23 protein-coding genes are annotated in these 23,132 nt (G+C 51.3%); 21 read left to right on the forward strand and 2 right to left on the reverse strand.

Annotated elements, in window-relative coordinates:
* Window positions 1-145 precede the first annotated feature (145 nt).
* The 5 genes from ABJG22_RS10705 to ABJG22_RS10725 all read left to right on the forward strand — a co-directional run bounded on the left by ABJG22_RS10705 (window position 146) and on the right by ABJG22_RS10725 (window position 4,981).
* Complete coding sequence (locus ABJG22_RS10705) at window positions 146-1,432, forward strand: MFS transporter (RefSeq protein ID WP_348020353.1); 1,287 nt, start codon at window positions 146-148, stop codon at window positions 1,430-1,432.
* 524 nt (window positions 1,433-1,956) lie between these two features.
* Window positions 1,957-2,196 carry a hypothetical protein gene (locus ABJG22_RS10710; protein ID WP_348020212.1) on the forward strand — a complete coding sequence of 80 codons (240 nt, stop codon included), beginning with the start codon at window positions 1,957-1,959 and terminating at the stop codon, window positions 2,194-2,196.
* Window positions 2,197-2,362: 166 nt separating this feature from the next.
* Window positions 2,363-2,929, forward strand: coding sequence for an ATP-dependent protease subunit HslV (gene hslV / locus ABJG22_RS10715; RefSeq protein WP_348020213.1), 567 nt, complete (start codon window positions 2,363-2,365; stop codon window positions 2,927-2,929).
* A gap of 43 nt (window positions 2,930-2,972) precedes the next feature.
* Window positions 2,973-4,274 carry an ATP-dependent protease ATPase subunit HslU gene (hslU, locus tag ABJG22_RS10720; protein ID WP_348020214.1) on the forward strand — a complete coding sequence of 434 codons (1,302 nt, stop codon included), beginning with the start codon at window positions 2,973-2,975 and terminating at the stop codon, window positions 4,272-4,274.
* 77 nt (window positions 4,275-4,351) lie between these two features.
* Window positions 4,352-4,981 carry a peroxiredoxin family protein gene (locus ABJG22_RS10725; protein WP_348020215.1) on the forward strand — a complete coding sequence of 210 codons (630 nt, stop codon included), beginning with the start codon at window positions 4,352-4,354 and terminating at the stop codon, window positions 4,979-4,981.
* Here the strand turns inward: ABJG22_RS10725 and ABJG22_RS10730 are convergent.
* Entirely contained in the window at window positions 4,978-7,896 is a 2,919-nt protein-coding gene (locus ABJG22_RS10730; RefSeq protein ID WP_348020216.1) for an insulinase family protein, read from the reverse strand. The two genes, ABJG22_RS10725 and ABJG22_RS10730, sit on opposite strands and share 4 nt — an antisense overlap.
* Window positions 7,897-8,019: 123 nt before the next feature.
* On the opposite strand from ABJG22_RS10730, the gene ABJG22_RS10735 reads away from it, so the two are divergent.
* The 11 genes from ABJG22_RS10735 (at window position 8,020) to ABJG22_RS10785 (ending at window position 16,091) form a co-directional block, all read left to right on the forward strand.
* Window positions 8,020-8,592, forward strand: a complete 573-nt coding sequence (locus ABJG22_RS10735; protein WP_348020217.1) for a NifU family protein — start codon at window positions 8,020-8,022, stop codon at window positions 8,590-8,592.
* Between the two features lie 26 nt (window positions 8,593-8,618).
* Window positions 8,619-9,212: a malonic semialdehyde reductase gene (locus tag ABJG22_RS10740; protein WP_348020218.1), complete on the forward strand. Its 594-nt coding sequence runs from the start codon at window positions 8,619-8,621 to the stop codon at window positions 9,210-9,212.
* A gap of 7 nt (window positions 9,213-9,219) precedes the next feature.
* On the forward strand, window positions 9,220-9,846 hold the full coding sequence (gene tsaB, locus ABJG22_RS10745; protein ID WP_348020219.1) for a tRNA (adenosine(37)-N6)-threonylcarbamoyltransferase complex dimerization subunit type 1 TsaB: 627 nt from the start codon (window positions 9,220-9,222) through the stop codon (window positions 9,844-9,846).
* Between the two features lie 3 nt (window positions 9,847-9,849).
* Window positions 9,850-10,353, forward strand: coding sequence for a ribosomal protein S18-alanine N-acetyltransferase (gene rimI, locus ABJG22_RS10750; protein WP_348020220.1), 504 nt, complete (start codon window positions 9,850-9,852; stop codon window positions 10,351-10,353).
* 140 nt (window positions 10,354-10,493) lie between these two features.
* Entirely contained in the window at window positions 10,494-10,910 is a 417-nt protein-coding gene (locus ABJG22_RS10755; RefSeq protein ID WP_348020221.1) for a MucR family transcriptional regulator, read from the forward strand.
* Window positions 10,911-11,029: 119 nt separating this feature from the next.
* Window positions 11,030-11,452, forward strand: coding sequence for a Fur family transcriptional regulator (locus ABJG22_RS10760; RefSeq protein WP_348020222.1), 423 nt, complete (start codon window positions 11,030-11,032; stop codon window positions 11,450-11,452).
* Entirely contained in the window at window positions 11,424-12,278 is an 855-nt protein-coding gene (locus ABJG22_RS10765) for a lysophospholipid acyltransferase family protein (RefSeq protein ID WP_348020223.1), read from the forward strand. The genes ABJG22_RS10760 and ABJG22_RS10765 overlap by 29 nt, the downstream gene beginning before the upstream one ends.
* A 9-nt stretch (window positions 12,279-12,287) precedes the next feature.
* Window positions 12,288-13,625 (forward strand): tRNA (N6-isopentenyl adenosine(37)-C2)-methylthiotransferase MiaB, encoded by a 1,338-nt coding sequence (miaB, locus tag ABJG22_RS10770; protein ID WP_348020224.1) that lies wholly within the window; start codon window positions 12,288-12,290, stop codon window positions 13,623-13,625.
* Complete coding sequence (locus ABJG22_RS10775; RefSeq protein WP_348020225.1) at window positions 13,625-14,656, forward strand: PhoH family protein; 1,032 nt, start codon at window positions 13,625-13,627, stop codon at window positions 14,654-14,656. The genes miaB and ABJG22_RS10775 overlap by 1 nt, the downstream gene beginning before the upstream one ends.
* On the forward strand, window positions 14,643-15,158 hold the full coding sequence (gene ybeY, locus ABJG22_RS10780; protein ID WP_348020226.1) for an rRNA maturation RNase YbeY: 516 nt from the start codon (window positions 14,643-14,645) through the stop codon (window positions 15,156-15,158). Before ABJG22_RS10775 ends, ybeY begins: the two co-directional genes overlap by 14 nt.
* A 12-nt stretch (window positions 15,159-15,170) precedes the next feature.
* The gene (locus ABJG22_RS10785; RefSeq protein ID WP_348020227.1) at window positions 15,171-16,091 is read left to right on the forward strand and encodes a hemolysin family protein; all 921 of its coding nucleotides are present in this window, start codon (window positions 15,171-15,173) and stop codon (window positions 16,089-16,091) included.
* An 11-nt stretch (window positions 16,092-16,102) separates the two neighbouring features.
* Here ABJG22_RS10785 and ABJG22_RS10790 read toward each other — a convergent pair whose 3' ends face one another.
* Entirely contained in the window at window positions 16,103-16,759 is a 657-nt protein-coding gene (locus tag ABJG22_RS10790) for an MOSC domain-containing protein (RefSeq protein ID WP_348020228.1), read from the reverse strand.
* Window positions 16,760-16,823: 64 nt separating this feature from the next.
* Here ABJG22_RS10790 and ABJG22_RS10795 point away from each other — a divergent pair, with 64 nt between their 5' ends.
* The 5 genes from ABJG22_RS10795 to ABJG22_RS10815 all read left to right on the forward strand — a co-directional run bounded on the left by ABJG22_RS10795 (window position 16,824) and on the right by ABJG22_RS10815 (window position 23,047).
* Window positions 16,824-18,005, forward strand: a complete 1,182-nt coding sequence (locus ABJG22_RS10795; protein ID WP_348020229.1) for a glycosyltransferase family 1 protein — start codon at window positions 16,824-16,826, stop codon at window positions 18,003-18,005.
* Between the two features lie 2 nt (window positions 18,006-18,007).
* Window positions 18,008-19,327: a replication-associated recombination protein A gene (locus tag ABJG22_RS10800; protein WP_348020230.1), complete on the forward strand. Its 1,320-nt coding sequence runs from the start codon at window positions 18,008-18,010 to the stop codon at window positions 19,325-19,327.
* Window positions 19,308-20,705 carry a serine hydrolase gene (locus tag ABJG22_RS10805; protein ID WP_348020231.1) on the forward strand — a complete coding sequence of 466 codons (1,398 nt, stop codon included), beginning with the start codon at window positions 19,308-19,310 and terminating at the stop codon, window positions 20,703-20,705. The genes ABJG22_RS10800 and ABJG22_RS10805 overlap by 20 nt, the downstream gene beginning before the upstream one ends.
* Window positions 20,702-21,703: an NADPH:quinone oxidoreductase family protein gene (locus tag ABJG22_RS10810; RefSeq protein ID WP_348020232.1), complete on the forward strand. Its 1,002-nt coding sequence runs from the start codon at window positions 20,702-20,704 to the stop codon at window positions 21,701-21,703. Before ABJG22_RS10805 ends, ABJG22_RS10810 begins: the two co-directional genes overlap by 4 nt.
* A 114-nt stretch (window positions 21,704-21,817) precedes the next feature.
* Window positions 21,818-23,047 carry a mechanosensitive ion channel gene (locus ABJG22_RS10815; RefSeq protein WP_348020233.1) on the forward strand — a complete coding sequence of 410 codons (1,230 nt, stop codon included), beginning with the start codon at window positions 21,818-21,820 and terminating at the stop codon, window positions 23,045-23,047.
* Window positions 23,048-23,132: the final 85 nt, after the last annotated feature.

The raw sequence follows: 23,132 nt of genomic DNA on the forward strand, positions 1-23,132 counted from the left end.
ACAGATTTCGAGGAAATGAAAATCGATTCAACCAAATAATTCAGGTTTCCGTCGCGGCAACACCCGTCATTCGTTTGACGCCTTGATGGAAAGGCCTAAAGATAGCAGCACGATCATCATCCGCTCAAAAAGAGATTTCCAATTGATGCAAAATACTGCGCATTTGCTGCGAACCAAAAGGTTTCTCCCGTTGTTCCTGACGCAGCTACTCGGGGCTTTTAACGACAATCTGTTCAAATTTTCGATGGTCATTTTGGTGACCTACGGGATTTACGAAAGCGAATCCGAGGATTTTGTTTTCAATGCCCTCGCGTCTGGCCTGTTCATTCTGCCCTTTTTCCTATTTTCTTCATTGGCCGGACAATTGGCTGACAATTATGACAAGGCTCGGATCACCCGATTTGTAAAGACGTTGGAGATCCTGATCGCGGTGGTAGGCGGTATCGGGCTTTGGCTACAGTCCATCCCGATCATGCTCACCGCATTGTTTCTATTGGGTTTGCAATCCACATTTTTTGGGCCGATCAAATATGCCGTTCTTCCGCAACATTTAGAGAAGGACGAAGTGCTCGGCGGTACCGGACTGGTTGAGGCAGGCACCTACGTGGCAATCCTGGCCGGGACCATTCTTGGTGGGATCATCATCGACCGCGACGGAAATGGCGTTGAAATTGCCGTCATTGCAGTTTTCTTCGTCGCCCTACTTGGTCGAGCGGCGGCTCAATTCATGCCACCCGCCCCGGCTCAAAAAGAAGTCGAAAAAATCGACTATAATTTTGTCAGATCATCGATCCAGCTGATCTCCGCCACCCTGCATGTTCGCAAATTATATCTCGCGATCATCGCGATCAGCTTTTTCTGGACGATCGGATCGGTACTGATCATCCAATTTCCGCCATTGGTTGAAAATGTGCTTACTGCGACGCCTCAAGTAGCCAGTCTTTTCCTAGGAGTGTTTTCTATCGGGATTGCCATCGGATCTGTGTTGGTAAACCGCCTGTTGAAAAGCGAAGTTTCAGCACGCTTCGCTCCCATCAGCGTCATTTTCATGGGAATATTCGTCCTAGCGCTTTATTTTATCGCCCGCGGCTGGGAAGGCTTGCCCGATGGCCAACTATACACATTCAAAACGTTCATCGTCCATGAAGGCGCTTGGGCGTTGCTCGGCACGCTTGCCGGAGTATCCATATCAGGAGGCATGTTTGTCGTGCCCCTTTATGCTTTTCTGACCACTACGGTTGATATCAGCCAAACGGCACGCACAATTGCTGCCAATAATGTAGTAAATTCCGGCTGCATGGTGTTGGGAGCTCTCGCTGCTCTCGCTCTCAGCATGTTAGGTGTCTCAACAACAGAGCAGCTATTACTCGTCGCTGCGATGTGTGTGTTCGCCGCTTGGCTGGGCCATCAACTCCATCGCGTATGCGACTGAGTCCTATTATACAATGAACATGTAAAAAACGGTGAAAAAGGCAACGAAGCTCAGCAGGAATAGGCTGGCATCGTCACCGACACTCTTCTCTTTCGTTGTAGCTCCTAGATTCTGTTCTTTTTTTGCAAGTCGTATAAACTCTATTGGCAGGCTCTGACGGAAAGGATGCCTTATCCCTTCGTCGCGCAACGCTAGTGTCTTCAGTCTCTTTCGCTCCATGGGAAAACATTAACAAAATATTATCCATATTATCCAGCGGGAACTTAGCCCCGATGGTTAACGTCTTATATTGGAACAGGCTTACAAATCCGGCGTTTTCCAGAAAGTCAGGCACATTGCATTAACTAGTAAGGAGCTAATTTGCCTCTAATCCAGCGCAAATTTGCGAAATTCTACCTGTGTGATCTTTGCAACAATCGGGATGATTTACAAGATTTGAACAATAGTGCGGTTGATTTAAAAGGCCTGTTATGCCACTGCCGTTACCGTATTTGATTAAATGCGAAATTCTGAAGGAGTATATTATGCGTTTCGGTAAACTTGGAATTGCTGCGGCAGCAGCTGCATCGCTGGTAAGCGCACCTGTTTTGGCCCAGGCTGTTCAGCCCGTTTCTTCTGTTGCACGTACAAGCGCGACTGTTGAAAGCGAAAACAACCTTGAAGGTGGCTCAGGCATTATTATTGCTATTCTCGCTGCAGCTGCAGTGATTGCTGGCATCGTTATCGCAGCCGACGGCAGCGACGACACGCCAACCTCTCCCTGAATTCATTCAGGCATAGAAATTTGAAAATGGCGGCCTTTTGGTCGCCATTTTTTTTGCCAGTTAGACAGATCGAACACGAGAGAAACGGGCGCGAACATCTTGCTCAAGCGCGAAGCCCCAAAGCCTTCGGTTGCACATCGGGGCAGGATTACCCATATCTTATTTCATGACAGAAAATCAGCAACATGGCCTGCCTCAATGGCATGGCACAACAATCTTATCGGTACGCAAAAACGGTAAAGTCGTCGTCATTGGTGACGGCCAAGTCTCTATGGGGCAGACCGTTATGAAACGGAACGCGCGGAAAGTCCGTCAATTGCATGACGGGTCCGTGATCGGCGGTTTTGCAGGCGCCACTGCGGATGCTTTCACCCTGTTTGAACGGCTCGAAGCGAAATTAGAACGTCATAATGGCCAGCTCATGCGAGCTGCTGTCGAACTGGCAAAAGATTGGCGGACAGATAAATATCTGCGCAATCTGGAAGCGTTGATGATCGTAGCGGACAAGGATATTACGCTCATCCTGACCGGCAATGGCGATGTTCTGGAACCCAATGAGGGCATCGCAGCCATCGGCTCCGGTGGTAATTTCGCTCTTTCAGCGGCTCGCGCTTTGATGGGCTATGAGAAAAATGCCGAGAAACTTGCGAAGAAGGCGATGGAAATCGCTGCTGAAATATGTGTCTACACAAATGATCAGGTCACCGTTGAGACGCTAGATAGCGAAGCTTGATAACGTCGACCCCGTCACAATCACGAATGAAGAGAAGAACAACATGCAGGCGAACCTGACTCCCAAAGCCATCGTCAAGGCATTGGACGAACATATTATCGGCCAACAAGCGGCGAAACGGGCCGTTGCCGTTGCTTTGCGCAACCGCTGGCGCCGCCAAAGACTGTCGGCTGAGCTACGCGACGAAGTGACGCCGAAAAACATTCTCATGATCGGCCCCACCGGTTGCGGCAAAACTGAAATTTCCAGGCGTTTGGCAAAGCTCGCCGACGCGCCCTTTATCAAAGTGGAAGCCACAAAATTCACCGAAGTCGGCTATGTTGGCCGTGATGTCGAACAAATTGCGCGCGATCTCGCGGAAGAGGCCGTCCGGCTAGAACGTGAACGTCGACGGCTAGCCGTGCATGACGCAGCGGCAGAAGCAGCCATGAAGCGTCTGCTCGATGTTTTGTGCGGCGAAAATGCGAGCGAAGCCACACGAGAGAGCTTTCGCCAACGCGTCATCGACAACCATATGAACGATACTGAGATCGAGATCGAAGTAGAAGATACGCCGAATACGCCAATGGATATCCCGGGCATGAACGGGCAGGTTGGTATGATCAACCTGTCCGACATGATGGGCAAGGCGTTCAATCAGAACAGCCTGAAACGGCGAAAAATGCGCGTGGCGGATGCTTGGGACAAACTGGTGGAAGAAGAGTCCGACAAGCGTCTTGATGACGAAGATATTTCAAGGGCCGCCATTTCGGATGCCGAGTCCAACGGCATCGTGTTCCTCGATGAAATTGACAAAATTGCAGTAAGCGATGTGCGCGGTGGATCCGTGAGCCGCGAAGGTGTTCAACGTGATCTTTTGCCGCTGATTGAAGGCACAACGGTCGCAACCAAATATGGCCCAATGAAAACCGACCATATTTTATTCATTGCCTCCGGTGCTTTTTCCATATCCAAACCCAGCGATATGCTGCCCGAGCTGCAGGGCCGGTTACCAATTCGAGTAGAGTTAAGAGCTCTGACGGAAGCCGATTTCGTTCGAATATTGACCGAAACCAAAGCCAATTTGCCCGTGCAATATGTTGCGCTTCTGGGAACGGAAGACGTCAGAATTAACATTACCGAAGGTGCGATCGACAAGCTTGCCGAAATTGCCGCGACAGTGAACGAAACGGTAGAGAATATCGGGGCACGGCGGCTCCAGACGGTTATGGAAAAACTGCTCGAGGAAATCAGTTTTGAAGCGGAAGATCGTGTGGGTGAAGAAATTACGGTTGATGAAGACTATGTCAAAAAACAGCTGTCTGATGTTGCCAAGGACACCGATCTGTCCAAATATGTCCTGTGATGATAAACTCCTAGTCGAGCTGTAACGGAATAGCGCCGACACGCGAATAACCGCTACGATAGTTAGATGGAGCCTTTATGAAACGAACGAACATATTCTTATCATCCGTTGCGGTTGTTGCTCTTTCGGCATGTTCCGAACCGGCAGCTACTGCCCCTGATGCAGCAGAACCAGTACAAAGCAAACAGGATGAGAGCGTCCAAGCTGTTGCTGAAGCAGTGAGCATAGATGCCGGATTGACGGTTGGAAAGCAGGCGCCCTTGACCACCAGTCTGCTCAGAAATGGGGAGAAAACTACCCTTGGCGAGATTGTCGAAAATGGCCCTGCCCTGATTGTTTTTACGCGTTCAGTTGAATGGTGTCCCTATTGTCAGACGCAATTGAAATCGATCAATACCATTGTCGATGACCTGAAAGACCGTGGTTATAGCCTCTACGGGCTCAGCTACGACGATCCAGAACAACAAGATCGCTTCTCGACCAACCAGATGCTGCAATATGATATGTTGTCTGATCAGACATCAGCGGTGATTGATGGTTTTGAATTACGCGATCCGCAATATACCGAAGGTCGTGCCGTCGGTGTGCCTTATGCTTCGGTTTTCTTGATCGACCAAAACGGAAAGATCGTCGCAAAATCGGTATCGGGTGATTATAAAAAGCGCCCTACCAACGATCAAATACTGGCACTGGTAGATTCAATCTAGTGGTTGACGGCAACAGCTGAGGATGGTGGCCCGGGCGCATTATCATTCGCAGCCGAGCTATTGGCTTCAGGAAGAACAACCAGTTTCCATTTCTTGCTGTCATCGAAATATTTAATCGCCAAGGCCTGCACCTCTTCAGGGGTGATTACGGTATAGTCCTTGAGCAAGCTTTGAAGCACCGTAAATTTCTCTGGTTTGAAGCTTGCTCCCTCCATTTGGCTCATCCAAAAGCTGTTGCCGCTTGTGGCCCGGACGATCAGTTGACGCAATGGCTCAACCACCCGCCGGAGTTCATCGGCACCGACGGGTTCTGCCTTCAAATTTTCAGCTATTGATTCCACAACATTGAAAAATTGCTCCACATTGTCTGGCGTCAATTGGCTTTGTGCTCCGACATAGCCGCCGGATTCAAGCTCAGCCGGCCAGCTATTGATGAACTGTGGACTATAACTTGCTCCTTGTTGAGACCGGAGAATTTCAAACAATCGATCATTGAAAATCGATGACAATATTTCAAGCTTGCGGCTTTCGCGTATGTTTTCAAGGCCACCGCCAGTCGGCCAAGCCACCATGGCTGCCGCCCGTTCGGGATCGCCTTGATGCCGTATAATCTCCGGATCAGATTGAGATGCCGGGAAACGAGGAGCCAATGCCTCTGGCGGGATGGCAAGCTCCTCCCTCTCTTTCAATGCGCCGAAGGTTTTCAAGATGGAGTCCACGGCCTGCTCCCGATCAAAATCTCCAAAGAGCATTAATTCGATCGGACCACTCTTAAGAATAGGTTCCCAAAATTGACGAAAATTGCTCGCGGTCAACCGCCCCATCTCTTCTTTGTCGGGTGTCTTCCAGCGTGGATCCCTTCCGTAGGTCAACCATTGCAGATCGCGTTCGAACACCGCCTGCGGAGATCCCGAGAAACTGTCATAGCTAATCATTGCCGCCGCTTTACTACGAAGCACGGGAGCCGCATCCCAGCGAGGGAAAGCTAGCTTTGCGGCAATCAAGTGAAGTTGGTCTTCGAGGTCAGATTGCCGCGTGTCCGCTTTTATCTCAAATGCATCATTATCGATGTCGAAGCCCAGTCCAATCCGGCGACCGGTGGTAAGCTTGTCCAGCTCTCCCTGCCCCAAATCGTCTACTCCACTCGCCATCAAAGCCATAGCACCCGACCAAGCAAGAGACTCATCATGCGGCGAAAGCCCGCTGTAGCCGTGCCCAAACCGGGCATTGACCATGATCTTGTTGCGTTCCGATTTATTTGGATACAACAAGACCCGAACACCATTGGCGAGCTCCAACTGCTCCACATCAAATCGTTCGATTGTTTGAGAAGATTCAACCTTACCTTTTCGTCCGATTTTCTTTAGTTTTTCAAAACTGATATCAGACTGAACGACCCGAGCATCGCTGGCGGCATCGACCGTTGCGCGCAACGCTTGCGCGAGCCTTAGGCGTCCGTCCGAAATGGCGTTAGGCGACGTCAGCAATCCCCGGGTGGAAACCCCGGAAAACAAGTTGCGTGTTGAATCGAGTAACTTACTCGGCGTGAAATTATTCCGCATCCCGCGAAACACATCCAGTGCCACCTGCGGTGTCGCGACGGTTTCCCGAATGTCGACTGCATTGACGATGTTATCCGCCTGTTTCCGAGCAGATTCGGTTTGATAACTCTCAACGCCAATAACCAGCGCCGCGTCAAATTCCGCGATCTCTCGCGCTATATCAGCTTCGGAAGGCGCATTACCTGTCGCATCAGCGATAACCGCTCGAACGTCTCTAAGCGCAGCCTCCCAGTCGTCACCAAGTGGAATGATGCTAATGAATGTACCATCGATAGAGCGGCTGACATCTTCCTGCCCCACGCTTGCTTGTAGATAGCTACCACCTGCCCTCGCCCGCTCTTCCAATCGTCTATTGATGAGTTGCAGCGCCAGTAGGTCAATCATCAACTGTTGATTATATACGATCGTGTCATCAACTTGTTCCCAAGGCCGCGTAATCACCATCGAAATAAACCGCGGTAAAGTCGGCTCTACGACAATATGACTGATATCGGTGATATCCTCCGGGCTCCCAAAATCGGGAATATTGCCCGCTTTACCTTCGCCTTTCCAAGCCGAAAAATGCTTGTTCAATAGTTCCGCGAACAGCGCAGGCTCTCCGTCACCCGCGATTGCAATCACGACATGTTCCGGGCGGTACCAGCGTTTATGGAATTGCTGCAGCGCCTTGGGCGTCGCGGCAACTAGTGTTTCCGTTGTTCCGATTGGCGCACGGTTGGCCAAACGTTGTCCGGCAAAGAATAAGCCTCTTATCGCGTCCTGAACTTTCGTTTGCGGACCAGCGCGCTCCCGTAATTCGGCCAGAACGACCGGACGTTCGGCATCAACAGCGGTCGCGCTCAAACCAGGCGAACGCATCATACCCGATAGAATTTTCAAGCTTTCATCAAGGCTAGACCTGCTGGCATTCGGCAAATCCAACTTATAGACGGTTTGTGTCGGCGTCGTTTCAGCATTGCTGTCACTTCCAAATGTAGCGCCCAATCGCTGCCACACACGCTTTGCTTCACCATCTGGGACGTAAGTAGAACCTCGAAAGATAAGATGCTCCATAAAATGAGCAAAGCCCCGCTCTTTTTCCGTCTCCATCAACGATCCAACATCCACTCTCAATCGGATCGACACCTGACCAGGTGGCACGCCATTGCGCTTCACCGCATAGCGCAATCCATTATCCAATTCACCGAACGTCCAGCTCTTGTCGACCGGCACATCGCTATTTTTATAAAGCCATGGCAATATATCGTCGCTCGTCGCTTCTTGGGCATAAGCCTTTCCCGGCATTGCCAGCAGACAAACCGCGAGAAGGAAAATCGGAAAATAGGGAGCCACACGAGCAGATAATGATTTCATGTCCCGGATATAAGCAGCCCCAATCTTACTGACTAGTGAATATTCCCGTCATTCCCAATCTATCTTGCTGATCGGCTGCGTTTAGTCCTTGATCGATCCGATCACAATCGCCAGATAGCATCTATGCTCATTGAAACAGAAAAAACACCGAACCCATCAACACTCAAATTCTTGCTCGGACAGCAGGTCATGGCTGATGGAACCCGCGATTTCGCTTCACCGGAAGATGCTGAGATATCTCCCCTGGCCGAAGCTCTTTTTACCTTGGGCGACGTCACCGGCGTTTTCTTCGGTTCAGACTTCATCTCTGTAACCTGCGGACCGGGTTCAGATTGGAACGACCAGAAGCCACAGGTTCTCAGCATCTTGCTGGACCATTTCTCCGCTGGGCTCCCCCTTTTCAAGCCTGGAAGCGCTGGAGAAATTACCGTGCCACCGGAAGAAGAAGTGCATGACGACCCGGAAGATGCGGATATCGTAGCACAAATCAAAGAATTGATTGAAACCCGTGTGCGGCCAGCTGTCGCCAACGATGGTGGCGACATCATCTATCGTGGCTTCAACAAAGGCACAGTATTCTTGAAGATGCAGGGTGCCTGCGCGGGATGCCCATCGTCGACCGCTACGCTGAAACATGGCATCGAATCTTTGCTGAAACATTATGTTCCCGAAGTGACGGAAGTCCGGGCAGCGTAAACTCTACCTCATATAAGGGCACATCAATGAACTCTCCTCTCGATCAAGCGGCGCTGGATCAGCTGTTTTTGAAAGCACGGACCTATAACGGCTATCATGACAAGCCCGTCTCGACTGAGCAATTGCACGCCATTTGGGACCTGATGAAAATGGGGCCCACCAGTGCGAACATGCTGCCGGCACGCCTCATCTGGTGCCATAGCCAGCAATCGCGAGACCGGCTGGCGGATCTCTCGTCGGAAGGTAATCAGGAGAAAATTCGGAAGGCCCCTGCCGCCGTCATCATAGGTACGGATCAGGAGTTTCACGAACATCTTCCCGAACTCTTTCCGCATGCGGATGCAAAAAGTTGGTTCGCTGGCGATCCCGAAGCACGGAAAGTGCATGCTTTGCGTAACAGCTCGCTACAGGGCGCCTATTTTATTTTAGCCGCTCGGGCCCTGGGCTTGGATACCGGCCCGCTATCGGGTTTTGACAATGCCGCTGTCGACAAGGAATTTTTTGCCGATCAACCCAATGTGAAATCCAATTTTATCTCCACGATCGGCTATGGTGATCCCGCAACAATTTTTGATCGGAGTCCTCGTCCGGGATTCGATAAATTCAATAGCTTGATTTGAAACACCGATGGGCGAACGCCTTCTCGCAATTGACACAGCCTCCGTCGCTTGCTCCGTGGCACTATTTGATGATGGCGCGCTGATTGCTTCGGATTATGCCGAAATTGGGCGCGGCCATGCGGAAAAACTGATTCCTGCTATTCAGCAGCTTCCTGATAAAGGCAGAGCGGCCAAGATATTGGTCAATTGCGGTCCTGGCAGCTTCACAGGGGTCAGGATCGGTATATCAGCCGCAAAAGCTCTTGCCTTGGCATGGAACGCGGAAATTCGCGGCTATTGTGGTCTTTCGCTCGTCGCCGCACAGGCGCAAAACAAATTGGATATTTCTGACCCGGTCTGCGTCGCAATGCTCGCAGGACATGGCGAGTATTTTGTACAGAATTTTGACGGAACCGGTAAACCACTGGAGGCCTTGGCTAGCCTTACACCGGACCAAACTGTCGACAAGGTCAAGGCCAACATGATCGTAGGATCGGCCGCAGCGGAGCTAGCTGCTGCAATCGGGATCGATGATCATATTCCCATGTTGCCAAACGCCGCCCATATCTCTTTAGTAGCCGATGATATGAAAAAGTTGCCACCTACACCTATCTATGGCCGCAAGCCCGACGCTCAACCAACGAAAACTGCCTGAACCATGGCGAAACGGGAAAGTTCTTGGGACGATCAAAACATCGACCCAGTTGATATCCAATCGAGCGACCTTAACAGTCTGCGCGACGTGATGCACATCATGGAACGTTCATTCCCGAAGACCTATGGCGAAAGCTGGAACCATCACCAATGCCGGTCGATGCTTTCCATGCCGAGTGCGAAGCTCCTCATTGCGCGACGGCGAGACGAAGTTTGCGGCTTTATAATAAGCCGCCAAGCCGCCGATGAGGAAGAACTGCTTATGATTGCAGTTTCTCCCGAATGCCAAGGTAAGGGTGTCGGATATTCCCTGCTCCGCCATATGATTGAGGAAGCCCGGAAACTTGAAGTTTCTGCGGTTTTTTTAGAAATGCGGGCGGGAAATCCAGCAGAAAACCTCTATATCAAATTCGGCTTTGAACAGATCGGATTGCGCAAAGCTTATTACACCGGCGTAAACATGGAAAAGTTTGATGCCGTTACTTACAAGGCTGTAATAAGCGCTTAAATAGCCATGATATTAATGGCTTAATTGAAAGTTGGATTAACTCTCAAGTTTGACTATTGCAGCCAACGAACGTTCGTGTAGATAACGCTCCGCAAACTATGCAAACATAGTAGTAATTGGTCGCACAAAGGTAATAGAATATGACAGAGGAAGAAATTGCTCTGAATGAGACGTTGATTACGCTCACTTCAGACATTGTCGCCGCGCATGTTAGTAACAACAGTGTCGCAGTATCAGATTTACCACTTATCATTAGCAGCGTTCATGGAGCGCTGGCTGGCCTATCTGGCAAAGCAGCGGAACAAGCACGCCCAGAACCTGCAGTTCCAATCAAATCTTCAATAAAACCAGATTATGTCGTCTGCCTGGAAGATGGCAAGAAGCTCAAGATGCTGAAACGCCACCTGATGACGCATTATGGCATGACCCCCGAAGATTATCGTGCAAAATGGGGCCTGAGAAACGACTATCCCATGGTCGCACCAAATTATGCGGAAAAACGACGGGAACTTGCTAAGGCAATAGGCCTTGGTAAGAAAAAAGGCGCAAAAAAGTAACGAGCCTTTTCGATATATTTTACACGAAAATTGAAAATTGCGGCAACTCTGCCGCAATTTTCTCTTTGAAATATTCCACTCTCCGCATAGAGTCTTCCCAAGCATAACGGAAAGAGTCCATGCCGCAAAAAATCGATCTTGAAGCATTATGCGCGGAAAAAGGGCTCCGCATCACAGACCAACGTCGTGTGATCGCTCGAGTTATTTCCGACGCCGAGGATCATCCCGACGTAGAGACCCTGCACGAGCGGGCATCTGCAGTGGATCCTCGTATTTCCATCGCAACAGTTTACCGAACAGTTCGCCTGTTTGAAGAAGCTGGAATATTGGACCGGCATGATTTTGGAGATGGGCGCGCGCGATATGAAGCCGTTCCGGAAGCGCATCATGATCATCTCATAGATGTCGAAACTGGTAAAGTTATTGAATTTGTCGATCCAGAACTGGAAGCGCTGCAAAAGCAGATTTCCGAGAAGCTAGGCTATCGACTGGTTGACCACCGTATGGAGCTATATGGCGTATCTCTCGCCAGAAAAAGCTAAAGTGCCACATCCAGACCCACAAGCCCGCCCTTGTGACACTCAGCCAATGGCATATCGGCTGTGGGACGGAGCTACTCCTTTAGGTTACCTGCGGTTTGGCCTTCGGGTTCTCTTGTTATTTGCTGCATTGTTTTTCTGCATCCCCTTCTATTATATCTGGCGCATCTTGCACCTCCCCAATCCTTGGCCAAGGACATTTCTCAAGGCCGCAGCATTCGCATGCGGTGCGCGGGTCAAAATTATTGGCACTCCGATCAAGCGTGATGTATTTTTCATTTCCAACCATTTATCGTGGGTCGATATTGCCATTCTAGGTGGACATAGCGGCACTGCCTTTGTTTCGAAGGAAGAAATCGGCAACTGGCCCATCATAGGTTGGCTTTGCCGTCTAAATGATACGGTCTTTGTTTCACGCTCGGATCGCATGGGTATTGCGGATCAGATAAACCAACTTCGGGATGCCTTGGAGGAAACATGGGCAATCACGATTTTTCCTGAGGGCACGACCACCGACGGTTCAACGCTACTCCCTTTCAAGGCCCCTCTTCTGAAAGTGCTAGAACCGCCACCACCCGGCATCATGGTGCAACCCATATTCTTAAACTATGGGAAAGACGCCTATGAAGTGAGCTGGCCCGGCGAAGAAAGCGCGCAATCAAATGCCTGGAGGCTATTGACCCGACCCGGCAATTTTCTGGTCGAGGTCCATTTTCTAAACCCGTTCGATCCAGATCAATTTTCTTGTCGCAAAGACATTGCAGCAGAAGCTAGGCTAAGAATTGCGGAACCGCTTTCGGCTTCCCTGGGGGGCAAACCCATTGTATAGGCGCGGGCTATGAGCAAAGCCGATCCCAAAAAATTCCATATTAAGTCCTTTGGTTGCCAAATGAATGTCTATGACGGAGAGCGCATGTCCGAATTGCTCGCCGGACAGGGCCTGAGTGCGGCTACAAATAGCGAAGACGCGGATATGGTGGTTCTGAACACCTGCCATATTCGTGAAAAGGCAGTCGACAAGGTGTATTCCGATATCGGACGGTTGCGCAGAAAAGACGGCAGCAGCCCAATGATCGCTGTTGCCGGTTGCGTGGCGCAGGCCGAAGGCAAGGAAATCTCTCGCCGAGCACCCAGTGTGGATATTGTGGTCGGGCCTCAGGCCTATCATCGGCTTCCGGAACTTATGGAAACGGCAAAATCCGGCAAGAAAGCGCTCGACACCGACATGCCCGCAGTGTCAAAATTTGACGTCCTACCATCTCGTGGGAAGCAAGCACGACCAACAGCTTTTCTCACCATCCAAGAGGGTTGCGATAAATTCTGTACCTATTGTGTCGTTCCCTACACCCGAGGCGCTGAAATCTCACGACCTTGGTCAGACTTGGTTGATGAAGCCAAAGCGCTTGTCGACGGTGGCGCCCGTGAAATCACGCTTTTGGGCCAAAACGTCAACGCGTGGACCGGTGAAGATGACAAAGGTCACCACCAAGGCCTAGACGGCCTAATCCGCGCGCTCGACAAAATCCCTGACCTAAAGCGTATTCGTTACATGACCAGCCATCCGAACGACATGACCGAAGGTCTTGTTGCGGCACATGGTGACGTCGAAAAGCTCATGCCATTCCTCCATCTACCAGTACAAGCAGGCAGCGACCGGGTCCTCAAGGCGATGAACCGTTCGCATAGCGCTCAAAGCTATCTCGACATTCTGGAGCAGATGCGCAAAGTCAGGCCCGACATAGCGCTGTCTGGCGACTTCATCGTCGGATTCCCGGGCGAGAGCGATCAGGATTTTGAAGAAACATTGCAGATTGTCCGCGACGCCAAATACGCAATGGCCTTTTCATTCAAATATTCCCCGCGCCCCGGTACACCGGCTGCCATGATGGAAGAGCAAATTGCGCCGGAAGTTATGGATGAGCGCTTACAAAGACTGCAGTCATTATTGAACGAGCAGCAATATGCCTTTAATCAGCAGACCGTTGGGCGCACAACCAACATTCTGCTTGAACGCAAAGGCAAGTTGGATAGCCAGTTGATTGGCAAGACGCCGTGGCTGCAATCCGTGCATATTATATCTCCCGATCTCAAGATTGGGGATTTGGTTGAAATAGAAATCACGCAAGCCGGACCCAATAGCCTCACAGGCGAGATCAAAGAAAGAATAGCCGCTTAATGGTGCAAAAAACGAAGGCAAATGCAGATAGCAACCTAGTCAAACTGGATCTCGAATTTGAAGATCCGCAGATATTGGGTGATCTTTTCGGGGAATATGACCGAAATATCGTCGCGATCGAAGACCGCCTTGGTGTGTATATCGCCGCACGCGGAACAAAATTGAAAATTGAGGGCGAAGAAACGGCAGTATCACAGGCCCGTTCAGTTCTAACCGGCATATATAATCGATTGGAGCAGGGACAGGAAATCGATGCTGGCGCCGTAGAAGCCATAATAGCGATGGCGGCAGATCCCCGCGTCGCCAAAGTTGCGAAACAATCTTCTGCTGGCACTAACAATGATAAAGATGATGTCGTCGAGCCGCCGAAGGTGATGATCCGGACGCGCAAGAAGACTATTTTTCCGCGTAGCGCTCGGCAAGCCCATTATATGGAAGCCTTGGCGCGTGATGATATGATATTCGCGCTCGGCCCGGCAGGTACCGGCAAAACCTATCTTGCAGTAGCACAAGCTGTCTCTCAACTCGTCAGCGGTTCCGTCGATCGCCTCATTCTGTCGCGGCCTGCTGTCGAAGCCGGTGAAAAAATTGGTTTTCTTCCGGGCGATTTAAAGGAAAAGGTCGATCCGTTCCTCCGCCCCCTATATGATGCACTCTACGACACACTGCCTGCCGAACAGGTTGAAAGACGCATCGAAAGCGGCGAAATTGAGATTGCTCCTATTGCATTCATGCGCGGACGGACCTTGTCGGATGCATTTGTCATCCTTGACGAAGCGCAAAATACAACCGCCGCGCAAATGAAGATGTTTCTCACTCGTTTTGGCATGAACAGCCGCATGGTGATTTGCGGCGACCCCAAACAAGTTGACCTTCCGCGAGAAGCAGTGTCCGGCCTAGCCGATGCGGTATCGAAGCTGCAAAATGTAGAGAAGGTTAGCTCTGTCACATTTGGCGCAAGCGATGTGGTACGCCATCCTCTGGTAGGCAAGATTGTCGAAGCCTATGAAGGCAAAGATGCTCCAGACTGAATTGATCACATCTCCGTCATGGGGAAATGAAGGCGATTGGACGGACTTGGTCACGCAAGCGACAACGGCTGCAATCGCCTCTTCTTCTCATGCCAGCCTGCTGTCACAGAGCTTTGCTCTGGAAGTCAGCGTGAAATTTTCAGACGATACTGAGGTGCAAACCCTCAACAAATCCTATCGCGGCAAAGACAAGCCCACCAACGTTTTGTCCTTTCCACAGGTCCAGCCCGACCTTCTGGAAACATTGGCGAATACCGATGACGGAGAGGCGTTGCTTGGCGATATCATTCTTGCTTACGAAACATGTCATGAAGAAGCGACGGCAAAAAATATTCCGTTTTCCGATCATGTTTCACATTTGATTGTGCACGGGTCCCTGCATTTGCTAGGATATGATCATGAGAATGAAGCAGATGCTGAGATAATGGAAAATTGCGAGATCAATGCATTGGCAAGATTAGGCATTGCCAATCCCTACGCCGAACAGGCGCAAAACAGGTAATCAAGAAATTATATGACTGACGATGACAATGGTACGGTTGTGGCACGCAGCAGCAGCCAATCCAAAGAAGATGAAGAGCCTGGACGAATATGGCGGAGCCTGAAGGCTCTGCTATTCCGCAATACGGAAGATAATAGTCTGCGCGCGCAGATTGAAGAAGTCATAGATGATCATGAAAGTGACGCGGAAACCGCGCCTAACGGTGATCCGGACTTGTCGTCCCTTGAACTCGAAATGTTGCGGAATATGCTGCATTTCAGCGAACATCGGGTGGATGATATTGCGGTACCCCGTGCTGATATGATCGCGATCGAAGAAAGCGCGCCATTTAGCGATTTTGTAGAGATTTTCTCGGAACATGGGCATAGCAGAATCCCGGTTTTCCGGGAAAATCTCGATAATATTATTGGTATGATCCACATCAAAGACATTTTTGCGATTGTTGCCAAAGGTGGCGATTTCCCAGACGATATAACACCCTTTTTACGCCAACCACGATTTGTCCCGGAATCCATGGGAGTTCTCGATCTACTTGCAGAAATGCGGGCAACACGGACCCATCTTGCAATCATATTTGATGAGTATAACGGCACCGAAGGCTTAGTCACCATTGAAGATATTGTTGAAGAGATCACCGGCGAAATCGAAGACGAGCATGATGATGAACCGATACCGATGCTCGTCAAATTGGATGATGGTGTTTGGGAAGCGGATGCGCGAGCCGAACTGGATGACGTCGGAGATATCGTAGATTCGGCGCTGGAAGAAATTGACGAGGATGTCGATACGATCGGTGGACTCTCCTTCGTTCTGGCGGGGCATATCCCGACCGTAGGTGAGCGGCTAGAACATCCCAGCGGCTGGACATTGGAAATCACCGAAGCCGATGATCGGCGCGTCACCAAATTGCGTTTGCATCCCCCCGCACATTAAGAAAATTGGAACTATTGCCCCTCCGCCAGCTCCCCTGCGCGCAGTCGCCAGTTTTCGGCCAAGGCCGGATGTTCCGCCAACGTTTTGAGTTCCGCGCCGCGGCCCTTGTGCTTACCGCCGATGATCAAGCCGAACAGTTTATCCAACGGCCAATCCGGCCATGGTCTTTCCTGTTGCACCAGCTCGTCCCCGCTCCGTACATGCCCTTCTTCCAGCACCCGGAAATAGCTACCTGATTTTCCGCTCTGCACGACGGTTTTCAGAACATCTTTTTTCCCAAATCGGTGATTGAGTTTCCAGCAGGGCTGACGCGCATGGCTACATTGGATCAACGCCTCCCCTACCCTAAAAACATCGCCCAAACATAGCTTCTCTTCGGTTAATCCTTCACAACTAAAATTCTCTCCAAAAGCGCCCGGTCGTTCCAAAACATCCAGGTCCGGATATTTGTCTTTCCAATAAGCATAGTGTTCCGCCGGATAGAGATGGAGCGCTTTATCACGTCCGCCATGCCTCAGAGCATCGCCAACCTTATTACCTTCCAGCCCTTCAAATCCCAGCATCAAGGAAGCATCCGTCTCGGTTTTGGCAATAGCGCTCATTTCGCCGTCATCACCAAATGGTTGCGGAGTGCTTATCAACACATGTTTGAGCGGCGTTCGGATCATCTCCGTCTGTTAACCGAGCAAGTTCATATTGGCAATTTCCGTGCGACTATGCTTGAAGGCGCGGATGGAAATAAGTGATCTTCGCATTGCGCTATATAGCGGTAATTATAATTTTGTACGGGACGGTGCCAATCAAGCACTCAACCGTCTCGTTGACTATTTGCTTCGCCAGGGCGCGGCTGTTCGCGTATATTCACCGACAACCGATACACCGGCTTTCGAGCCCACTGGCGACCTGATCAGCGTACCATCAGTGGCCTTCCCCGGGCGCGGTGAATATCGCTTCCCTACCCGTCTGTCTGGCGATGTACGGAAAGACTTAGAGCAGTTTAATCCGAACATCATGCAGATATCTAGCCCGGACCGGGTCGGGCATAAGATGGTATCTTGGTCCCGCAAACAGGATATACCGGTGCTCGCATCCGTTCACACCCGGTTTGAGACTTATCCGCGTTATTATAATCTGGCCTTTCTAGAGCCAGTGATCGAGGCAATATTGCGCAGGCTGTATCGGCGATGCGATGCGCTGGTAGCGCCATCCGAATCGATGGCTCAGGTACTGCGCGATCAACGGATGAACTATGACGTCGGCATATGGTCACGGGGCGTCGATCGCTATACTTTCAATTCGAATCGACGGGATACAAAATGGCGACAGTCCTTTGGCATCGCGGACAACGAACCCGTGATCGGATTCCTTGGCAGGCTCGTTATGGAAAAAGGGCTGGATGTCTTTTCAGACACAATTGACGAGCTCAAACGCCGTAAGGTGGCCCATAAGGTGCTCGTGATTGGCGAAGGGCCTGCACAACAGTGGTTTGAGGAGAGAATTCCCGGCGCTGTTTTTGTCGGATTCCAACAGGGCAGCGATCTTGGTCGCGCGGTGGCTAGCATGGACATGCTTTTCAATCCCTCCATTACCGAGACGTTTGGGAATGTAACGTTAGAAGCCATGGCTTGCGGTCTTCCCGTCGTTGCGGCGAAAGCCACAGGCAGTCAGAGCCTGGTCAAAGAAAAGGAATCCGGCAGACTTATCCAACCTGGTGCCATTCGTGATTTTGCGGATGCATTGCAGCTATATTGTGACAATGACGGTCTTCGCGCCACCCATGGCTCCGCCGGTGAAAAACGAGCCGAGGAATTCAGTTGGGATCAGATCAATAACGCGGTCGCCGAAACCTATTTACGATTAGTTCGTCAACGGCAGGCCGGCCATGGGCCGATCGCCCAAGCTGCCATCCGTTAATCATGCCCGGGCTGTTTGACGAAGAAACGGATCAACAGCGTGAACCGGAAAATGCGCCCGACGGGCCATTGGCAGATCGGTTACGGCCGCGCCACCTTGACGACATTGTGGGACAAGATCACCTTGTCGGCAAAGATGGTACAATTGGTCGAATGGTTGCTGCTGGTAAGCTTGCATCGATCATCCTGTGGGGGCCACCTGGAACCGGGAAGACCAGTCTTGCTCGTTTGCTAGCCGATCAAACCGATCTACATTTTAAAGCCATTTCCGCCGTCTTTTCCGGCGTCGCTGATCTTAAAAAAGTGTTTGCTGAAGCCGAGATGCGATTGCAGTCAGGCAAAGCGACTCTTTTATTTGTGGATGAAATACACCGCTTTAACCGCTCTCAACAAGACAGCTTCCTTCCCTATGTCGAGAGCGGCACCGTGGTATTGGTTGGTGCCACGACCGAGAATCCATCTTTTGAACTAAATGCTGCTCTGCTCAGCCGCGCACAGGTTCTGATCCTCAATCGACTGGACGCCACGGCCCTGACCCGACTTTTGATAAAAGCAGAGAAATTGGAAGGCAAATCACTTCCGCTCACCACCGAGGCAAAAGAAGCGTTGATCGCAAGCGCGGATGGTGATGGTCGTTTTCTGCTCAATCAGGCCGAGACATTATTTTCCCTCAATATCAAAGATCCACTGGAGCCAACTGAATTAGCCAAAATCCTGCACCGCCGGATGGCTGTCTATGACAAGGATCGCGAGGGACATTATAATCTGATCTCGGCACTGCATAAGGCGATGCGCGGTTCTGATCCGCAAGCATCGCTATACTATTTGGCAAGAATGCTGGTCGCGGGCGAACAACCTCTTTTTCTGCTCCGCCGGATCGTACGCTTTGCCAGTGAAGACATCGGTATCGCTGATCCACAGGCACTGGTACAAGCGCTTGCCGCAAAGCAAGCTTATGAGTTTCTCGGCAGTCCCGAGGGCGAACTAGCGATCGTTCAGGCCTGCCTCTATTGCGCAACAGCTCCGAAATCCAATGCTGTGTACAAAGCCCAGAAAGCTGCTTGGAAATCGGCCAAAAATACGGGTTCGCTCATGCCGCCACAGAACATACTCAACGCGCCAACAAAACTAATGAAAGAAATCGGCTATGGCGCAGGCTATAGCTATGATCATGAAACTGACGATGGGTTTTCAGGCGACAACTATTGGCCGGAAGAGATGGAGCCGGAGCATTTCTACCAGCCCGTCGATCGTGGTTTTGAACATAAAGTCCGGGAACGGCTTGAATATTGGGAGAATTTGCGTGCTGAAAAAGCTGGTTAGTATTTTTGCGGTCGGGGCGCTACTCGGCGGCACTGCGGTTGCTCAAAGCGACGAAACGGCCGGCTACGACCGCGCCCTGGCGGCGGGCTATAAAGCGCAGTTCATCTGTTCGGGTCTCTGGAATGGCGGAAAGTCGCTTGCTGATATTGAAACGGACGAGCTCAGCGGCATCTATGACCGGATATCCGATATCGTCCCGACTCTTGATGCAGAGATTGACGATATCGCGCGCACGGTCCGCGTCAGCTTTGCCGATGATGCGCCGCCACGCGTCGCTATCTGGAACAGCCAGAGTGGTTGCACGTCAATGCCGATCGGCTTTGACGGACCGGAAAAAACCATGCCGACGGGCGAACGGGTGATTGTTGATGAACAGCCCTGGCCGATCGGCGATCGGGATGCCGCACCAGAATCGACCGCTCTTTCCTCCGAATTCGAGTCCCTGACCGAGGCAGCTTTCCAGACGGACCGATATGGCGGTAAAACAAGCGCCGTGCTCGTTATAAAAAACGGCAAAATCCAGGCCGAGGCTTATAAGACAGGGCATGATCTACACACCGCTCAACGCACGTGGTCGGTCGCAAAATCGCTCGCTGGCACCTTGATCGGTCATTCTGTCCAGCAGAATATGCTCGACATTCACGCTCCTGCGCTCATTCCCCAATGGCAACAATCGGGTGATCCGCGCGCACGTATCTCGATCGACCAACTCATGCGCATGAGCAGCGGCCTGGTGAGCGACACAGCAGGCAATCGCACCGATCCTCTCTATATGGGTGGCGCGACGGTCACGGAGCGGGCGACCGGCTGGCCGCTACTCTACACGCCGGGCTCCCGTTTTCGCTACGCCAACAACGACACGCTGCTGGCAGTCTACGCGGCGCAGGCTCAGCATATTGCCCGAAACAGCAAATTTGAGGGCGAAGGAGCCAGAAAGGTTGATTTTGACCCCTTTGCCTTTTTTCAGAAACTCGGGATGACCCGAACCTATGCCGAAACCGACTGGCAGGATAATTACATCCTCTCCAGCCAGGTCTGGACAACCGCACGTGATCTGGGGCGATTGGGCATGCTCTATCTTAACAACGGCATGTGGAACGGGGAACGTCTGTTGCCGGAAAACTGGCGGTCATGGGTCAGCGCCCCATCAGGGCCACAGCCCGAGGGCCGTGATTTTGGTTATGGTGCGACGTTCTGGCTGATCAACAAGTCCGAAGGAATTCCAAAAGATACATTCGCGGGCTTTGGTAATCGCGGTCAATATTTGGTGATCATTCCCTCTTTGGATATTGCAGTCGTTCGGCGAGGCTATGATACCGCCGACAATCGTTTTGATATCGGTGCCTTTACCAAAGATATCGTAGCAGCGGCCAAATGATGAACAGCACATATAGAGCCGCCGTCTGCACAGAACTCAGCGGCCCGTCATCCATCCGAATATTAGAGCAAACAGCCGAACCGCTTCAGTCCGGTGAAGTGCGGATACAAGTGCAAGCAGCAGGCCTCAACTTCCCTGATCTGCTGATGACTCAGGGCAAATATCAATTTAGACCAGAGCCTCCGTTCATACCGGGGCTTGAGGCGGCTGGCGTCGTGATCGAAGTCGCGTCCGATGTCCAAGGGGTAGCGGTCGGGGATCGGGTCATGGCTGGCGGCAAAGGAGGTACGTTGTCGGAACAGTCGGTCGTCAGCGAAACCGCCATCAGCCCCCTTCCCACAGCTCTATCCTTCATCGAAGGCGCTTGCTGGCAAACAGCAGCCTCAACGGCCTGGCACGCGCTAGTCGAGCGCGGCAAACTTCAGTCGGCAGAAAGCGTTCTAATTCTTGGCGCTAGCGGTGGCGTCGGCATGGCAGCCATCAAAATGGCGAAACATATTGGCGCGATGGTGGTTGGTACTGGATCCAATGACAAAAAGGCGGAAGCCATCCGTCAGGCTGGAGCGGACCATATACTGGACCCTTCCGACCCGGAGTTAGCGACCAAGGTTAAAACTCTAACCAACGGAAAAGGTGTCGATGTCATTTTTGATCCCGTCGGCGGTGATCTCGCGTTAACCGCCACACGGGCGATCGCTTGGAACGGGCGATATCTTATCGTTGGTTTTGCCAGTGGTTCTATCCCATCCTTCCCAGCCAATCATGCGTTGATCAAAACATATAGCCTGATCGGCGTTCGTGCGGGTGAAAGTCCTCGCCGCGACCCAGAGTTGGCGAAGCGCCAAAAGGCGGCGTTACAGGATTTAGCCGCAGCAGGAGCAATGCGCCCCCATATTTCTCATCGTTTCCCACTGGGAGAGGCTGCTGAGGCCCTTGCAGTACTGGAACGACGCGAAGCCATCGGCCGGGTCGTTGTAGAGATGACTGCAAGCTCCTGATCTTTACGAGTTTTTACGCTTAACCCCAAGTATCACCCTATTGAATTCTGTCCATCAGACAGCAAACGTGCTAGTAACAAAAGTCACTACTATTAACGCAAGAGGGGAAGCGAAATGGATGGACTGCGAATAGGCAACTATGCTCTGGATACAGAGCTGATGGTTGCATGGGGAGAGAAGCTAGGCATAGCCCTACTCGTCCTCTTCGGCACATGGGTATTGGGAAAGGCCGCGAAATGGACCTTTGCTAAACTTGTGAACAACGTAAAATTTTTACAACGAGACACTTCAGCGGGCACGTCTGTTGGAGAGTCACTCGGCAAGATTGTATCTCTATTGATCTGGCTGTTCGGACTACTTATCATCATGCGCGTCCTAGGACTCGGTGGTGTTGATGCACCGATCCAGACTTTGCTGAACTCGATAATGGGATTTGTGCCTAATCTGATTGGCGCAGCCGTTATATTCTTCATCGGTGTCGTTGTTGCACGGATTGTCAGAGACCTTGTGGTGACATTCTTGCAAACAGTCGATTTTGATAAATGGGCCAACCGCGGCGGAATTGATGCGGTTACCGGCAATTCAGCGATCAGCAAGACCATCGGAACGATCATATATGTTCTGATCATCATTCCGATCGCAATATTGGCGCTTGAAGCTCTCAAGCTGGAATCCGTTTCCGGACCAGCCAGCGACATGCTTCGTATGATTTTGGCAGCAATTCCAAACATCATTGGGGCAGCCATCATCTTGGGCATTGGCTATTTGATTAGCAAGTTCGTGGTTCAGATCATCTCTGAAATTCTCCCGGGCCTTGGTGTGGATCAATCCGTAGCCGCTCTTGAAATTCTTCCGGCGAAAACGTCATTGACGGCGGTATTGTCGAGAGTTGCTCAGGTAGCGATCATGCTCTTCTTCGCAATCGCAGCGATGCGCCTGCTTGGATTTGCAGAGCTCACATCGATCCTTGATCAGATCCTTGAACTCGGCGGACGTGTCATATTTGGCGCAATCGTTATCGCTGCCGGTTTCCTGATCGCCAATCTTCTGTCGAAGATCATCGGTGGTGCGGATGAAGGCACAATGGCATCGACCATCGTGCGCTACGCAACGATCATATTGTTCACCTTCATGGGCCTTCAGTTCATGGGCGTTGGACAAGAAATCGTACAGACGGCTTTCACTGCACTGGTTATCGGTGGCGCCGCAGCGGCGGCACTGGCCTTTGGCTGGGGCGGACGTGATGTTGCTGGCAAGGTTCTCGAAGACCTGCGCAACAACCCACCAAAACCAAAAGCACCTGCTCGTAAACCAGCAGCACGGAAGACAGCGGCGAAAAAATAGACGCTGACTACCTAATAAAAGAACGAGGGCGGGTCCGATGGACCTGCCCTTTTCTTTTGCCGGTTTGATCCGCTAAGGATTGAAC

The sequence above is a fragment of the Parasphingorhabdus sp. genome (assembly GCF_039939955.1).
Classification (GTDB): Bacteria; Pseudomonadota; Alphaproteobacteria; order Sphingomonadales; family Sphingomonadaceae; genus Parasphingorhabdus.

What these genes read in the sequence shown, in the direction of transcription:
- ABJG22_RS10705 (WP_348020353.1), top strand. Translation starts at nt 146, where the DNA reads ATGCAAAATACTGCGCATTTGCTGCGAACCAAAAGGTTTCTCCCGTTG.
- ABJG22_RS10710 (WP_348020212.1), top strand. Translation starts at nt 1,957, where the DNA reads ATGCGTTTCGGTAAACTTGGAATTGCTGCGGCAGCAGCTGCATCGCTG.
- hslV (WP_348020213.1), top strand. Translation starts at nt 2,363, where the DNA reads ATGACAGAAAATCAGCAACATGGCCTGCCTCAATGGCATGGCACAACA.
- hslU (WP_348020214.1), top strand. Translation starts at nt 2,973, where the DNA reads ATGCAGGCGAACCTGACTCCCAAAGCCATCGTCAAGGCATTGGACGAA.
- ABJG22_RS10725 (WP_348020215.1), top strand. Translation starts at nt 4,352, where the DNA reads ATGAAACGAACGAACATATTCTTATCATCCGTTGCGGTTGTTGCTCTT.
- ABJG22_RS10730 (WP_348020216.1), bottom strand. Translation starts at nt 7,896, where the DNA reads ATGAAATCATTATCTGCTCGTGTGGCTCCCTATTTTCCGATTTTCCTT.
- ABJG22_RS10735 (WP_348020217.1), top strand. Translation starts at nt 8,020, where the DNA reads ATGCTCATTGAAACAGAAAAAACACCGAACCCATCAACACTCAAATTC.
- ABJG22_RS10740 (WP_348020218.1), top strand. Translation starts at nt 8,619, where the DNA reads ATGAACTCTCCTCTCGATCAAGCGGCGCTGGATCAGCTGTTTTTGAAA.
- tsaB (WP_348020219.1), top strand. Translation starts at nt 9,220, where the DNA reads ATGGGCGAACGCCTTCTCGCAATTGACACAGCCTCCGTCGCTTGCTCC.
- rimI (WP_348020220.1), top strand. Translation starts at nt 9,850, where the DNA reads ATGGCGAAACGGGAAAGTTCTTGGGACGATCAAAACATCGACCCAGTT.
- ABJG22_RS10755 (WP_348020221.1), top strand. Translation starts at nt 10,494, where the DNA reads ATGACAGAGGAAGAAATTGCTCTGAATGAGACGTTGATTACGCTCACT.
- ABJG22_RS10760 (WP_348020222.1), top strand. Translation starts at nt 11,030, where the DNA reads ATGCCGCAAAAAATCGATCTTGAAGCATTATGCGCGGAAAAAGGGCTC.
- ABJG22_RS10765 (WP_348020223.1), top strand. Translation starts at nt 11,424, where the DNA reads ATGGCGTATCTCTCGCCAGAAAAAGCTAAAGTGCCACATCCAGACCCA.
- miaB (WP_348020224.1), top strand. Translation starts at nt 12,288, where the DNA reads ATGAGCAAAGCCGATCCCAAAAAATTCCATATTAAGTCCTTTGGTTGC.
- ABJG22_RS10775 (WP_348020225.1), top strand. Translation starts at nt 13,625, where the DNA reads ATGGTGCAAAAAACGAAGGCAAATGCAGATAGCAACCTAGTCAAACTG.
- ybeY (WP_348020226.1), top strand. Translation starts at nt 14,643, where the DNA reads ATGCTCCAGACTGAATTGATCACATCTCCGTCATGGGGAAATGAAGGC.
- ABJG22_RS10785 (WP_348020227.1), top strand. Translation starts at nt 15,171, where the DNA reads ATGACTGACGATGACAATGGTACGGTTGTGGCACGCAGCAGCAGCCAA.
- ABJG22_RS10790 (WP_348020228.1), bottom strand. Translation starts at nt 16,759, where the DNA reads ATGATCCGAACGCCGCTCAAACATGTGTTGATAAGCACTCCGCAACCA.
- ABJG22_RS10795 (WP_348020229.1), top strand. Translation starts at nt 16,824, where the DNA reads ATGGAAATAAGTGATCTTCGCATTGCGCTATATAGCGGTAATTATAAT.
- ABJG22_RS10800 (WP_348020230.1), top strand. Translation starts at nt 18,008, where the DNA reads ATGCCCGGGCTGTTTGACGAAGAAACGGATCAACAGCGTGAACCGGAA.
- ABJG22_RS10810 (WP_348020232.1), top strand. Translation starts at nt 20,702, where the DNA reads ATGATGAACAGCACATATAGAGCCGCCGTCTGCACAGAACTCAGCGGC.
- ABJG22_RS10815 (WP_348020233.1), top strand. Translation starts at nt 21,818, where the DNA reads ATGGATGGACTGCGAATAGGCAACTATGCTCTGGATACAGAGCTGATG.